Raw genomic sequence first — 13,297 nt, 5'->3', positions numbered from 1 at the left:
CGGCGCTGCCCGCGGCGGCCGGCGCCGACGAGCCGGCGCCGGACCGGCTCAGCCTGGGCGCGGCCACGCCGGCTGCGCAGGCGCAGTTGGACTACGACCAGAAAGTGACGCTGGCCAAGCGCATGGTCAGCCAGGACCCGAAGCAGGTGGCGCAAGTGGTGAAGAGCTGGGTGGCCGAGGATGGCGGCTGATCATCTGAGCAAGCTCAACGGCGCGCAGCGTGCGGCGGTGCTGCTGCTGACGCTGGGCGAGCAGGACGCGGTCGAGGTGCTGAAGCACCTCGGCGCGCGCGACGTACAGAACGTCGGTACCGCGATGGCGGCGCTGAAGAACGTCTCGCGCGAGCAGGCCGACGCCGTGCTCGACAACTTCACCCGCACCGTCGAGCAGCAGACCTCGATCGGCGTCGGCACCGAGGAATACATCCGCAAGATCCTGGTCAACGCGCTCGGCGAGGACAAGGCCTCCAGCCTGATCGACCGCATCCTGCTCGGGCGCAGCACCAAGGGCCTGGAATCGCTGAAGTGGATGGAGAGCCGCGCGGTGGCCGAGATGATCGGCCAGGAGCATCCGCAGATCGTCGCCATCGTGCTCGCGCACCTCGACGCCGACCAGGCGGCGGAGGTGCTCAACTTCCTGCCGCAGCGCGTGCGCGCCGACGTGGTCATGCGCATCGCCACCCTCGACGGCATCCAGCCGCACGCGCTGCACGAGCTGGACGAGATCATGGAGAAGCAGTTCTCCGGCAACACCACCAAGTTCAAGTCCTCGACCGTGGGCGGGCACAAGGCCGCGGCCAACATCCTCAACGCGATGGAGACTGCGCGCGAGAACGAGCTGATGGAGGTGATCAACAAGGTCGACGCCAACCTCGGCCAGCGCATCCAGGAGCTGATGTTCGTGTTCGACGACCTCGCCGCGCTGGACGACCGCAGCATGCAGACGCTGCTGCGCGATATCTCCACCGAGCGCCTGGTGATCGCGCTGAAGGGTAGCGAGCCGGGCGTGCGCGAGAAGATCTTCGCCAACATGTCCAAGCGCGCCGCCGACATGCTGCGCGACGACCTCGAGGTGAAGGGCCCGGTCAAGCTGAGCGAGGTCGATGCCGCGCAGAAGGAGATCCTCGCGGTGGCGCGGCGGCTGGCCGATGCCGGCCAGATCAGCCTCGGCGGCGGCGGCGAAGACTATGTGTAAGCGGCGCCGCGCCGAACGCGCCGCGGCGCGGGCGACCGCGGGCGCGGTGCCATGAGCGTCGGCGGCGTGCTGTCCGGCGAGCAGGTCGACGCGGCGCGGCTGTGGGAGCTGCCCGAGGTGGGCCGGGCGCGCGCGCAGGCGCCGCAGACCCTGCGCAAGCTGGAGAGCATCGAGGAGGAAGCGCGCGCGGAAGGCTACGCGCGCGGCCTCGAGGAAGGCCGCGCCGTCGCGCGCCGCGAGCAGGAGGCGCGCGTGCGCGAATTGGAGGCGCTGCTGGACGGCCTGGCGCCCGCGTTCGCGCACCTCGACGAGGCGGCCGAGCGCGAGCTGAGCCAACTGGCGATAGCGATCGCGCGCCAACTGGTGCGGCGCGAGCTGCGCCAGCACCCGGACGAGGTGATCGGCGTGGTGCGCGCGGCGCTGGCCGCGCTGCCGTCGACGACCCGGCACGTGCGCGTGCACCTGCATCCCGACGACGCGCGCCTGGTGCGCGAGCACCTGGCCGCGCCGGAGAGCGGGCGCGCCTGGGAGATCGTCGAGGATCCGCTGCTGACCCGCGGCGGCTGCCGCGCGGTCGACGAGGCTTCGCGCGTCGACGCGCGCATCGAGACGCGCCTCGGCGCGGTGATCGGCGCGGTGCTGGGCGAAGGCCGCAGCGGCGACCTCGAAGCCGCCGCGCCGGAGACGGACGCGTGAGCGCCCGCCTGGCCCGCCTGCAGGACGCGCGCGCGGCGCGGCTGCGCGAACGCCTCGCGCTGCGCCGCGAGGCGGCCGAGCGGCCGCGGCCGCTGCTCGCCGAGGGCGTGCTGCGCCGCGTGGTCGGCCTGACCTTGGAGGCGGTCGGCTGCGAGGCGCCGCTGGGCGGGCGCTGTCTGGTCGACGGCGCCGACGGCGCGCGCATCGAAACCGAGGTGGTCGGCTTCGCCGGCGACCGGCTGTTCCTGATGCCGACCGGCGAGATGCACGGCATCCTGCCGAACGCGCGCGTGACGCCCTGCGACGCGGCCTCCGAAGTGCCGGTCGGCGACGCGCTGCTCGGCCGCGTGATCGACGCCGGCGGCACGCCGCTGGACGGTCGCGGCCCGCTGCGTTGCAGCGAGCACGCGCGCCTGAACGGCGCGCCGATCAACCCGATGGCGCGCCATCCGATCGACGAGCCGCTGGACGTCGGCGTGCGCGCGATCAACGCGCTGCTGACCGTCGGCCGCGGCCAGCGCATGGGCCTGTTCGCCGGCTCCGGCGTCGGCAAGTCGACCCTGCTCGGCATGATGACGCGCTTCACCGACGCCGACGTGATCGTGGTCGGCCTGATCGGCGAGCGCGGCCGCGAGGTGAAGGAATTCGTCGATCACATCCTCGGCGTCGCCGGCCGCCGCCGCGCGGTGGTGGTGGCCGCGCCCGCCGACAGCCCGCCGCTCAGCCGCCTGCGCGGCGCGCAGCTCGCCACCGCGATCGCCGAGCATTTCCGCGACCGCGGCCTGAAGGTGCTGCTGCTGATGGATTCGCTGACCCGCTTCGCCCAGGCGCAGCGCGAGATCGCGCTGGCGATCGGCGAGCCGCCGGCGACGAAGGGTTATCCGCCCAGCGTGTTCGCGCGCCTGCCGGCGCTGGTCGAGCGCGCCGGCAACGGCGCCGACGGCGGCGGTTCGATCACCGCGTTCTACACCGTGCTGACCGAAGGCGACGACTACCGCCACGACCCGATCGCCGACGCCGCGCGCGCCATCCTCGACGGCCACATCGTGCTGGCGCGCGACCTCGCCGAGGCCGGCCACTATCCGGCGATCGACATCGAGGCCTCGATCAGCCGCGTGATGCCGGCGGTGGTGGCCAAGCCGCACCTCGACGCCGCGCGGCGCTTCCGCCAGGTCTATTCGGCGTACCGCCAGCAGCGCGACCTGATCGCGGTCGGCGCCTACCAGAAGGGCAGCGATCCGCGCGTCGACGAGGCGATCGCGCTGTGGCCGCAGTTGAGCGCGTTCCTGCAGCAGGACGTCGACGAGCCGACCGCGCTCGACGACGCCATCGCCGCGCTCGGCGCGGCGGTCGATGCCGGCGGGGCCGCCGCGTGAGCCGGCGCACCGACAGCATGGGCAAGGCCGCCGAGCTGGCCGGCGAGCGTGCCGGCAGCGCCGGCCGCCGCCTCGCCGAGCAGCAGCAGTTGCTGGCCAGCGGCGAGGCCCAGTTGAAGGAACTCGAATGCTTCCGCGACGAGTACGCCGGCACCATGCACGGCGGCGTCGACGTGCGCCAGTTGCTCAACCACCGCCAGTTCCTGCAGCGCCTCAACGAGGCGATCGAACACCAGCGCAGCGTGGTGCAGCGCCAGCGCGAGGCGCTGGAGCAGGAACGCATCCGCTGGCTGGCCGCGCGCAGCCGCGCCAAGGCGCTGGACAGCGTCGCGCAGCGCTTCCAGGACGCCGACCGGCGCGCCGACGAGCGCAGCGAACAGGCCCAGGCCGACGAGCGCACGCAGCGCCCGCCGGCGAAGCCTTGGTCGGAGGGGTGAGGGAAGACGTGCGGAGTAGGAAATCGGGAGTCGGGGGGTTGGAAGCTGGAAGCCGGAAGCGGGGTGGTGTGCCCGGGCTTTTCCCTCTTCCCAACGGGGGAGGGTCAGGGTGAGGGGGACGCGCGCGAAGCGCGCGCGGCTGCATCTGCGCAGCACGGGAAGCGGCCGTCCTGCGGACGACACCCCCTCGTCCCGACCCCGTTGGGGAGAGGGGGACACGAAGGACTGCACGAGGCTTCCGTTGATCCGGCACTGCGCAACCGTTCCTGCGGAGAGGGAGAGAGATCGCGTCGTCACGCGCCGCAAGGGATTCTTCCTCTCCCTGGCGGCGAGAGGTTGGAGAGGAGGACGCGCGCGGCGCGTGCTTTGCGACCGCGTCGGGAGATCGAACCGGGGTGGGTGTCGCATCCCCGGCATTCTTGGCACGGAAGCTGCTGTCGTCACCTCGAACCCATCGGTAGATCGCCATGCCTGCCTTGACGCCCGCCATTCCCGTCGCGCCCGCGCCGAACGCCGCCGGTACGCCTGCCGGCGCTGCCGACGACGGTACGGCCGGCGCGCGTTCCGGCTTCGGCCTGCTGCTGGCGGCGGCGAGCGATGCGCGCGCCACGCCTGCGGGCGCGCCGGATGACGCCGCCGCGCCGCCGCCGGCGGAGGGCGCCGCGGCGTCCACGATCGACCCGGCCAGCGATTCGCAGCAGGGCGCGCTCGCCGCCGCGCTGATGGCGATGCTGCTGGGCGGCGCGGCGCCTGCCGCGATGGCACCGCCGCCCACCGCGGGCGGCAAGACCACGCCGGCCGCCGGCCGCGCCCTGCCGGCGCTTGCCGCCGCGGGCGCGACCGCGTCCGGTTCCGCCGCCGCTGCCGCTACCGACGCCGCACAAACACCGGCCGCGCCGGCGGCGGCGTCCGCGGCGCGGGCGAAGGACGCATCGGGCGACGCCGCATCCGTGGCGGCGGCGACGCGCGCGGCCCGCGCCGACGCGCCGCCCGCGGCGGAACCGCCGCGGCACGACGATGCGCCGTCGGCGCAGGCGTTCGCCTCGACGCTCGCCGCGCACACCGGCACGGCGGCGCCCGCGTCGGCGGCACCTGCGCTGCCGCACGCGCTGGTGCTGGCGCAGCCCGCCGGCACGCCGGCGTGGAACCACGGCCTCGGCGAGCACGTGGTCTGGCTGGCCGGACAGGACGTGCAGCAGGCGCGCATCCGCCTGCATCCGCAGGATCTCGGCGAGGTCGAAGTGCACGTGCGCGTCGAGCACGCGCGCGTCGACGTCGCCTTCGCCGTGCAGCACCCGGGCGCGGCGCAGGCGGTGCAGGAAGCGCTGACGCAGCTCGGCGCGCTGCTCGGCCAGCACGGCCTCGCGCTCGGCCAGGCCTCGGTATCGCAGCGCGACGCGCAGCAGTCCGGCGGCCAGCCGCGCGATGCGCGCGCGCAGCGCGGCGCGGACGCGGTCGACGGCGTCGATGCGCCGGCCGCGGCTTCCGCGCGCGGCGTGCACCTCGGCACCGGCCTGATCGACGACTTCGCCTGAGGCCCGCGCCCTGCGCCCGCGCGTAGGGTGGGGCGCGTGCCAGGTCGCCTGCACGCAGGCTCCTGCCACAAAGCACAGGCTCCTGCGGCGCGGGCTGCAGGAGCCCGCGTGCAGGCGACCGCGACCGGCACCGGCGCGCATCGCGCTGAAACCCCGTTCCGCGCCCGAAAAATCTTCCGTCGCGCACCCGCGCGCGCGCCGTCAAATTTCCGACTGCGGCGCGCGGCGTCGTCGCCAACACGTTGAAGCCACGCGGCAAATCCGTGGCGAAATCGCGTGGCATGCCGCTTGCTTCGATGGCGGTGCGGACGCGTTGTCCGCGCGTATCGCAGCGAGGAAGCAATGAGCGCAGTCGAGGACACCGTCGAAGTCGCCGCCGAGGCGGAAGCGCCGCCGCCGAAGCGCGGCAAGCTGCTGCTGATCGTCGCGCTCGGCGTGCTGCTGCTGGCGGGTGCCGGAACCGGCGCCTGGTTCATGTTCGGGCGCGCGCCGGCGGCCGCCAAGGGCAAGGCGGCGCAGGCGAAGGTCGCCGCCGAGCCGCAGTACCTCGCGCTGGATCCGCCGTTCATCGTCAACTTCCGCGACGACGAGGCGCTGCGCTTCCTGCAGGTGGGCATCGAGGTGATGGCGCGCGACAAGGCGACGCTGGACGCGCTGAAGGCGGAGGATCCGGTCGCGCGCAACGCGCTGGTGCTGCTGTTCTCCAGCCAGGACTACAAGACGCTCAGCTCGCGCGACGGCAAGGAAAAGCTGCGCGGCCAGGCGCTCGCCGAGCTGCAGAAGATCGTGCGCCAGCGCACCGGCAAGCCCGGCATCGAAGCCGTGTACTTCACCAGCTTCGTGATGCAGTAGCCGCGGAGCGCGCCATGGCCGCCAACGACATTCTTTCCCAGGACGAGATCGACGCGCTGCTGAACGGCGTCAGCAGCGGCGAGGTCGAGACCGAGAGCGACGCCCCGCCCGAAGACGGCGCGGTGCGCGCGTTCGACTTCACCCAGCAGGACCGCATCGTGCGCGGGCGCCTGCCGACGCTGGAGATGGTCAACGACCGCTTCAGCCGCTACTTCCGCACCGGCCTGTTCAACCTGCTGCGCAAGACCTGCGAGGTGTCGGTGCTCGGCGTGAAGATGCTGAAGTTCTCCGAGTACGTGCACGGCCTGGCGGTGCCGACCAACCTCAACCTGATCCGCGCCAAGCCGCTGCGCGGCACCGCGCTGCTGGTGCTGGAGCCGACCCTGGTGTTCACCGTGGTCGACAACTTCTTCGGCGGCGACGGCCGCTTCCGCGTCAAGATCGAGGGCCGCGACTTCACGCCCACCGAGAACCGCGTGATCCAGATCGTGCTGCAGGACGTGTTCGCGGCGATGGTGGAGGCGTGGGCGCCGGTGATGAAGATGGACTTCGAGTTCATGAACTCGGAGATCAACCCGCAGTTCGCCAACATCGTCAGCCCCACCGAGACGGTGGTGGTGTCGCGCTTCCACATCGAACTCGACGGCGGCGGCGGCGACATCCACATGACCATGCCGTACTCGATGGTCGAGCCGATCCGCGACCTGCTCGACGCCGGCGTGCAGAGCGACCGCGGCGAGAAGGACGAGCGCTGGACCGAGGCGCTGCACGAGGAAATCCTCGACGCCGAGCTCGACATCAGTTCGCTGCTGGCGGAAACCCGCATCAGCATCGGCGACTTCCTGCGCCTGCGCCCCGGCGACGTCATTCCGATCGACCTGCCGGACCAGGTGACCATGTTCGCCGAGGACGTGCCGTGCCTGCGCGGCCGCCTCGGTACCGCCGCCGGCTGCAACGCCGTGCGCATCGACAGCGCCATCCGCCGGCGCGAGCGCAAGGCCATCGAGATCAACAAGGAGCAGCGTGCATGAACCAGCTCAACGGCAGCGCCGCCGGCGTCGACGGCGGCGACTACGCCAAGGTGCAGTACGACGACCTGCAGGACACCGGCGGCAAGGACGGTGGCGAGGTCAACCTCGACGTCATCCTGGACGTGCCGGTGACCCTGGCGATGGAGGTCGGGCGCACCCGCATCAGCATCCGCAACCTGCTGCAGTTGAACCAGGGCTCGGTGGTCGAACTCGACCGCGCCGCCGGCGAACCGCTCGACGTGTTCGTCAACGGCACCCTGGTCGCGCACGGCGAGGTGGTGGTGATCAACGAGAAATTCGGCATCCGCTTGACCGACGTGATCAGTCCGGCCGAGCGCGTGCGCAAGTTGCGGTGAGCGTCGTGCGCCGCGGGGCGATCCTCCTCCCTCTCCCCCTCGTCCCGTGGCCGGCGCTTGCCGCCTCCACCGCGGCGGCGCCGGCCGCGGCCGGCGCGTCGCTGGCCGGCGAACTGCTGCGCGTGGTGCTGAGCCTGGCCGGCGTCGTCGTGCTGATCCTCGTCGCCGGCTGGCTGACGCGGCGCCTGCAGGGCGGCGCGCGCCCCGGCGCGCGCCGGCTGCGCTGCATCGAGAGCCTGAACGTCGGCGTCAAGGAGCGCGTGCTGCTGGTGCAGGTCGGCGAGCGCCAACTGCTGCTCGGCGTCGCCCCCGGCCGCGTCAGCACGCTGCACGTGCTGGAGGCGCCGCTGCCGGAACCGGCCGCAACGGCCGCGCCCGCGCCCGGCTTCGCGCAACTGCTGGCGCAACTGCGCCGCGGAAGCGGCCAATGAGGCGCGCACTGCTGGCGCTGCTGCTGCTCGCGCCGCTGCCGGCGCTGGCCGCCGGCCTGCCGATGGTCACCGTCAACGCCGCGCCGGGCGGCGGCCAGACCTGGACGCTGAGCGTGCAGATCCTGCTGGCGATGACGGCGCTGACGCTGCTGCCGGCGATCCTGCTGATGATGACCTCGTTCACGCGCATCATCATCGTGCTCGGCTTCCTGCGCCAGGCGCTGGGCACCGCGCAGACGCCGCCCAACCAGGTGCTGCTGGGGCTGGCGCTGTTCCTCACCTTCTTCATCATGTCGCCGGTGCTATCGACCGCCTGGCAGAACGGCGTGCAGCCGTACATGGACGGCAAGCTCGCCGAGCAGCAGGCGTTCGACGCCGCGGTGCAGCCGTTCCGCCGCTTCATGCTCGACCAGACCCGCGAGCCCGACCTGCAACTGTTCGCCCGGCTGGCGCACAGCGACGGCTATGCCGCCAAGGACGACGTGCCGCTGACCGTGGTGGTGCCGGCGTTCGTCACCAGCGAGCTGAAGACCGCGTTCCAGATGGGCTTCCTGCTGTTCATCCCGTTCCTGGTGATCGACCTCGTCGTGGCCAGCGTGCTGATGTCGATGGGCATGATGATGGTCTCGCCGATGCTGATCTCGCTGCCGTTCAAGATCATGCTGTTCGTGCTGGTCGACGGCTGGACGCTGATCGTCGGCACGCTGGCGGCGAGCTTCTACTGAGGGCGCGCCGATGACCCCGGAATCCGTCATCGAGATCGGCCGCCACGCGCTGGTGCTGACCATGCTGCTGGCGGCGCCGCTGCTGTTGACCGCGCTGGCGATCGGCCTGGTGATCGGCATGTTCCAGGCCGCCACGCAGATCAACGAGATGACGCTCAGCTTCATCCCCAAGCTGGTCGGGCTGGCGCTGGTGCTGGTGATCGCCGGGCCGTGGATGCTGCGCACGCTGGTCGATTTCACCCGCCAGCTGATCGAGGGCCTGCCGGGCATGGTGGGCTGACGCGATGCAGATCGAGCTGGCCGACCTCGTCGCCTGGGCCGAGCGCGTGGCGTGGCCGCTGGGCCGCGTCGGCGGGCTGATGCTGACCGCGCCGGCGCTGGGCGGGCGCAACATCCCGGCGCGCGTGCGCGTGGCGTTCGCGCTGCTGCTGGCGCTGCTGATCGCGCCGACGCTGCCGGCGCCCGCGCAGGCGCCTTCGGCGTTCGCGCCGGCCGGCATGGCGACGATGGCGCAGCAGGTGCTGATCGGCGCGGCGATCGGCTTCGTGCTGCGGCTGGTGCTGGAGGCGGTCGCGTTCGGCGGCCAGATCGTCGCGCTGACCATGGGCCTGTCCTACGGCGAGGTGGTCGATCCGCAGAGCGGCACCTCGATGCCGATGCTGAGCCAGTTCTACCTGCTGCTGGCGACGCTGCTGTTCCTGGCGATGGACGGCCACCTGCGGTTGATCGCGCTGCTCGCCGACAGCTTCCGCACGCTGCCGGTCGGCAGCGCGTTCGGCGCGGACGCGCTGCACGCGCTGGTCGCCTGGGGCGCGCAACTGTTCGAGGGCGCGCTGACGGTGGCGCTGCCCGCGGTAGCGGCGCTGCTGGTGGTCAACATGGGCTTCGGCGTGATGAGCCGCGCCGCGCCGTCGCTGAACCTGTTCGCGGTCGGCTTCCCGGTGACGCTGTCGCTCGGCTTCGTGGTGGTGTGGCTGAGCCTGGGCGGGCTGCAGTCCGCGGTGGCGTCGCTGACCGACGCCGGTTTCGCGCTGCTGCGCGGCCTGCTGGCGGCGGGGCCCTGAGCGATGGCCGACGAACGCGACGACCAGGAACGCACCGAACAGGCGTCGGAAAAACGCCTGCGCGAGGCGCGCGAGAAGGGCGACATCCCGCGCTCGCGCGATTTCACCTCCGCCGCGGTGACGCTGGCCGCGCTGGGCGCGCTGCTGGCGATGCGCGAGAGCATCGGCACGCAGCTCGTCGCGCTGTTCCGCGGCGCCCTCGCCATTCCGCGCGAGGCGCTGTTCGAACCCGCGGCGCTGACCGCGGCGCTGGGCGCCGCCGCGCTGGCCGCGCTGAAGCTGGCCGCGCCGGTGCTGGGCGCGGCCGCCGGCGCCGCGCTGCTGGCGCCGCTGGCGCTGGGCGGCTGGACCTTCAGCAGCGAAGCGCTCGGCTTCAAGTTCGAGCGGCTCGACCCGATCGCCGGCTTCGGCCGCATCTTCGCGCTGCGCGGCGTGGTCGAGCTGGTCAAGGCGCTGGCCAAGTTCGCCGTCGCCGCCGGCGTCACCGCGCTGCTGCTGTGGAAGCTGGCGCCGCAACTGCTCGCCACCGGCGCCGGTCCGGTGCGGCCGGGCGTGCTGCGCGCGCTCGGCCTGGTCGGCTGGGCCTCGCTGGCGCTGGCCGGATCGCTGCTGCTGATCGCCGCGGTCGACGTGCCGTGGCAGCTCTACGACTACGCGCGGCGCATGCGCATGAGCCGCGAGGAGCTGAAGCAGGAATACAAGGAGACCGAGGGCAGCCCCGAGGTCAAGGGCCGCGTGCGCAACCTGCAGCAGCAGATGGCGCGCCGGCGCATGATGCAGGAAGTGCCCAAGGCCGACGTGGTGGTGACCAACCCCACCCACTACGCGGTCGCGTTGCGCTACGACGACGCGCGCATGCGCGCGCCGGTGGTGGTCGCCAAGGGCGCCGATCTCGTCGCCGCGCAGATCCGCGACGTCGCCGCGCGCCATCGCGTGCCCACCGTCGAGGCGCCGCCGCTGGCGCGCGCGCTGTTCCGCTCCACCGATCTCGGCGCGCCGGTTCCGGCCGCGCTGTACGTCGCCGTCGCCCAGGTACTGGCCTACGTGTACCGGCTGAAGGCCGCGACCGCAGCCGGCGAACCCGCGCCGCCGCCGCCGTCGCCCGAGATCGATCCCGCGCTGGACCCGCAGAACCCACGCTGAGCAGGACTGAATCGCCATGGCCGCTCTCGCCGCAACGCTGTTCGATACCTTCAAGACCTCCGCGCGCCGCGGCCTCGGCGCGCCGCTGGTGGTGCTGGTGGCGCTGGCGATGATGATGCTGCCGCTGCCGCCGTTCATGCTCGACCTGCTGTTCACCTTCAACATCGCGCTGTCGCTGGTGATCCTGCTGGCGGTGGTGTACGTGCTGCGGCCGCTCGACTTCGCCGCGTTCCCGACCGTGGTGCTGATGGGCACGCTGCTGCGCCTGGCGCTGAACGTCGCCTCCACGCGCGTGGTGCTGATGCACGGCCACGGCGGCCCCGGCGCCGCCGGCAAGGTGATCGAGGCGTTCGGCGAATTCGTGATCGGCGGCAACTTCGCCGTCGGCCTGGTGGTGTTCGCGATTCTCACCATCATCAACTTCGTGGTGGTGACCAAGGGCGCGACGCGCGTCTCCGAGGTGACCGCGCGCTTCACCCTCGACGCCATGCCCGGCAAGCAGATGGCGATCGACGCCGACTTGAACGCCGGCATGCTCACCCAGGAGCAGGCGCGCGAGCGCCGCCAGGAGGTGCGCGAGGAAGCCGACTTCTACGGCTCGATGGACGGCGCCAGCAAGTTCGTGCGCGGCGACGCCACCGCCGGCATCCTGATCCTGTTCATCAACATCATCGGCGGCTTCGCCGTCGGCGTGCTGCAGCACGGCCTGTCGGTGGCCGACGCGCTGCACAACTACACCCTGCTGACGATCGGCGACGGCCTGGTCGCGCAGGTGCCGGCGCTGATGCTGTCGATCGCCACTGCGGTGATCGTCACCCGCGTGTCGCGCTCGCAGGACATGGGCAAGCAGGTGCTCGGCCAGGTGTTCGGCCAGCCGAAGGCGCTGGCCGTGGCCGGCGCGGTGCTGGGCGTGATGGGCGTGGTGCCGGGCATGCCGAACGTGGCGTTCCTGCTGCTCGGCGCGGCCTGCGTCGGCGGCGCCTGGCTGCTGGCCAAGCGCCGCGCGGCGCCGCTCGAGGAGGCGCCCGCCGACGCGGCCGCGGTCGCGAGCGCGCCGAGCGAGCCGGCCGAGCTGGGCTGGGACGACGTCACCGCGGTCGACGTGATCGGCCTCGAGGTCGGCTACCGGCTGATCCCGCTGGTCGACCGCAACCAGGGCGGCGAGCTGATGGGGCGCATCAAGGCGGTGCGCAAGAAGCTGTCGCAGGAACTCGGCTTCCTGGTGCCGGCGGTGCACATCCGCGACAACCTCGACCTGTCGCCGAACGCCTACCGCATCGCCCTGCTCGGCGTGCCGGTCGGCGAGGCCGAGGTGTTCACCGACCGCCTGCTGGCGATCAATCCCGGCCGCGTGCACGGCACCCTGGTCGGCATCCCGACCAAGGATCCGGCGTTCGGCCTGGAGGCGTCGTGGATCGAGCCGGGCGCGCGCGACCACGCGCAGAGCCTCGGCTACACCATCGTCGATCCGTCGACGGTGGTGGCGACGCACCTCTCGCAGATCCTGCAGACGCACGCGCACGAGCTGCTCGGTCACGAGGAAGTGCAGCAGTTGCTCGACCGCCTGGCGCAGAGCGCGCCGAAGCTGGTCGAGGACCTGGTGCCGAAGCGGCTCGGCCTCGGCGCGGTGGTCAAGGTGCTGCAGAACCTGCTGGCCGAACGCGTGCCGGTCCGCAACCTGCGCACGATCGTCGAATCCTTGGCGGAGCACGCGGGGCAGAGTCAGGATCCCGGCGCGCTCACCGCCGCGGTGCGCGTCGCGCTGGGCCGGCAGATCGTGCAGGAAATCGCCGGTTTGGGCGCGGAATTGCCCGTCGTCACGCTCGCTCCGGAGCTGGAACAGATCTTGCTGCAGAGCCTCTCGGGCGGCGGCCCGGCAGGTGCCGCCGTCGAGCCGCGACTGGCGGAGCGTCTGCAGCAGAACGTCGCCGACGCCGCGCGTCGCCAGGAGATGGCGGGCGAGCCCGCCGTGCTGCTGACGGCGCCGCAACTGCGGTCGTGGCTGGCGCGGTTCACCTGCCACGCGGCGCCCGGCCTGCATGTGCTGGCCTACAACGAGGTGCCGGACAACCGGCGCGTGCGGCTGGTGGCGACGCTGGGCAGATAACTCCCTTTCCCGCGGGGCGGGGGAGGGACCGGAAGGGTGGAGTGGATTATGAAGATCAAGCGATTCGTGGCAGCGGACATGCGGCAGGCCATGCAGCGGGTGCGCGACGACCAGGGCCCCGACGCGGTGATCCTGTCCTCGCGGCGCCTCGCCGAAGGTATCGAGATCATCGCCGCGATCGACTACGACGAGGCGCTGATCCGCGAGGCCGCGGTGCAGGCCGAGGCGCAGATCGAGACGCCGCCCAGGCATGCGCCGGCGCCCGCGCATGCCTACGACGACGGCGCCCCCGCCGCGGCGCCCGCGCCGCGGCGGCCGCAACCGCAGCCGCGCGTCGCCCCCGAGGTCGG

Annotated in this window: 15 protein-coding genes and 1 pseudogene; all 16 read left to right on the top strand. The window is 72.5% G+C overall.

Annotated elements, in window-relative coordinates:
* Positions 1 to 191: hypothetical protein (locus ABFC67_RS08520; protein ID WP_346737573.1), on the top strand; the 191-nt coding region annotated here is incomplete at its 5' end.
* Entirely contained in the window at positions 181 to 1,194 is a 1,014-nt protein-coding gene (gene fliG / locus ABFC67_RS08515; RefSeq protein ID WP_346737572.1) for a flagellar motor switch protein FliG, read from the top strand. The genes ABFC67_RS08520 and fliG, both read left to right, overlap by 11 nt.
* Positions 1,195 to 1,245: 51 nt before the next feature.
* A complete protein-coding gene (locus tag ABFC67_RS08510; RefSeq protein WP_346737571.1) occupies positions 1,246 to 1,890 on the top strand; it encodes a FliH/SctL family protein in 645 nt (214 codons plus the stop codon).
* 41 nt (positions 1,891 to 1,931) lie between these two features.
* A complete protein-coding gene (gene fliI, locus ABFC67_RS08505) occupies positions 1,932 to 3,266 on the top strand; it encodes a flagellar protein export ATPase FliI (RefSeq protein WP_346737574.1) in 1,335 nt (444 codons plus the stop codon).
* Positions 3,263 to 3,703: a flagellar export protein FliJ gene (gene fliJ / locus ABFC67_RS08500; RefSeq protein ID WP_346737570.1), complete on the top strand. Its 441-nt coding sequence runs from the start codon at positions 3,263 to 3,265 to the stop codon at positions 3,701 to 3,703. The genes fliI and fliJ overlap by 4 nt, the downstream gene beginning before the upstream one ends.
* A 467-nt stretch (positions 3,704 to 4,170) precedes the next feature.
* Positions 4,171 to 5,238 (top strand): flagellar hook-length control protein FliK, encoded by a 1,068-nt coding sequence (locus ABFC67_RS08495; protein WP_346737569.1) that lies wholly within the window; start codon positions 4,171 to 4,173, stop codon positions 5,236 to 5,238.
* A gap of 342 nt (positions 5,239 to 5,580) precedes the next feature.
* A complete protein-coding gene (locus ABFC67_RS08490; protein WP_346737568.1) occupies positions 5,581 to 6,090 on the top strand; it encodes a flagellar basal body-associated FliL family protein in 510 nt (169 codons plus the stop codon).
* Between the two features lie 14 nt (positions 6,091 to 6,104).
* On the top strand, positions 6,105 to 7,121 hold the full coding sequence (gene fliM / locus ABFC67_RS08485) for a flagellar motor switch protein FliM (protein ID WP_346737567.1): 1,017 nt from the start codon (positions 6,105 to 6,107) through the stop codon (positions 7,119 to 7,121).
* The gene (gene fliN, locus ABFC67_RS08480) at positions 7,118 to 7,477 is read left to right on the top strand and encodes a flagellar motor switch protein FliN (protein WP_346737566.1); all 360 of its coding nucleotides are present in this window, start codon (positions 7,118 to 7,120) and stop codon (positions 7,475 to 7,477) included. The genes fliM and fliN overlap by 4 nt, the downstream gene beginning before the upstream one ends.
* The gene (gene fliO / locus ABFC67_RS08475; protein ID WP_346737565.1) at positions 7,474 to 7,908 is read left to right on the top strand and encodes a flagellar biosynthetic protein FliO; all 435 of its coding nucleotides are present in this window, start codon (positions 7,474 to 7,476) and stop codon (positions 7,906 to 7,908) included. Before fliN ends, fliO begins: the two co-directional genes overlap by 4 nt.
* Entirely contained in the window at positions 7,905 to 8,633 is a 729-nt protein-coding gene (gene fliP / locus ABFC67_RS08470) for a flagellar type III secretion system pore protein FliP (RefSeq protein WP_346737564.1), read from the top strand. The genes fliO and fliP overlap by 4 nt, the downstream gene beginning before the upstream one ends.
* Positions 8,634 to 8,643: 10 nt before the next feature.
* The gene (gene fliQ / locus ABFC67_RS08465) at positions 8,644 to 8,913 is read left to right on the top strand and encodes a flagellar biosynthesis protein FliQ (protein WP_346737563.1); all 270 of its coding nucleotides are present in this window, start codon (positions 8,644 to 8,646) and stop codon (positions 8,911 to 8,913) included.
* Between the two features lie 4 nt (positions 8,914 to 8,917).
* The gene (gene fliR, locus ABFC67_RS08460; RefSeq protein WP_346737562.1) at positions 8,918 to 9,697 is read left to right on the top strand and encodes a flagellar biosynthetic protein FliR; all 780 of its coding nucleotides are present in this window, start codon (positions 8,918 to 8,920) and stop codon (positions 9,695 to 9,697) included.
* A 3-nt stretch (positions 9,698 to 9,700) separates the two neighbouring features.
* Positions 9,701 to 10,840, top strand: a complete 1,140-nt coding sequence (gene flhB / locus ABFC67_RS08455; RefSeq protein ID WP_346737561.1) for a flagellar biosynthesis protein FlhB — start codon at positions 9,701 to 9,703, stop codon at positions 10,838 to 10,840.
* Between the two features lie 16 nt (positions 10,841 to 10,856).
* A complete protein-coding gene (flhA, locus tag ABFC67_RS08450) occupies positions 10,857 to 12,947 on the top strand; it encodes a flagellar biosynthesis protein FlhA (RefSeq protein ID WP_346737560.1) in 2,091 nt (696 codons plus the stop codon).
* Between the two features lie 48 nt (positions 12,948 to 12,995).
* Positions 12,996 to 13,297: pseudogene (locus ABFC67_RS08445) on the top strand (flagellar biosynthesis protein FlhF); the annotation flags it as partial.

It is taken from the genome of Mizugakiibacter sp. (genome assembly GCF_039680435.1).
Classification (GTDB): Bacteria; Pseudomonadota; Gammaproteobacteria; order Xanthomonadales; family Rhodanobacteraceae; genus Mizugakiibacter.
This window is presented reverse-complemented; position numbering and strand designations above follow the sequence as displayed.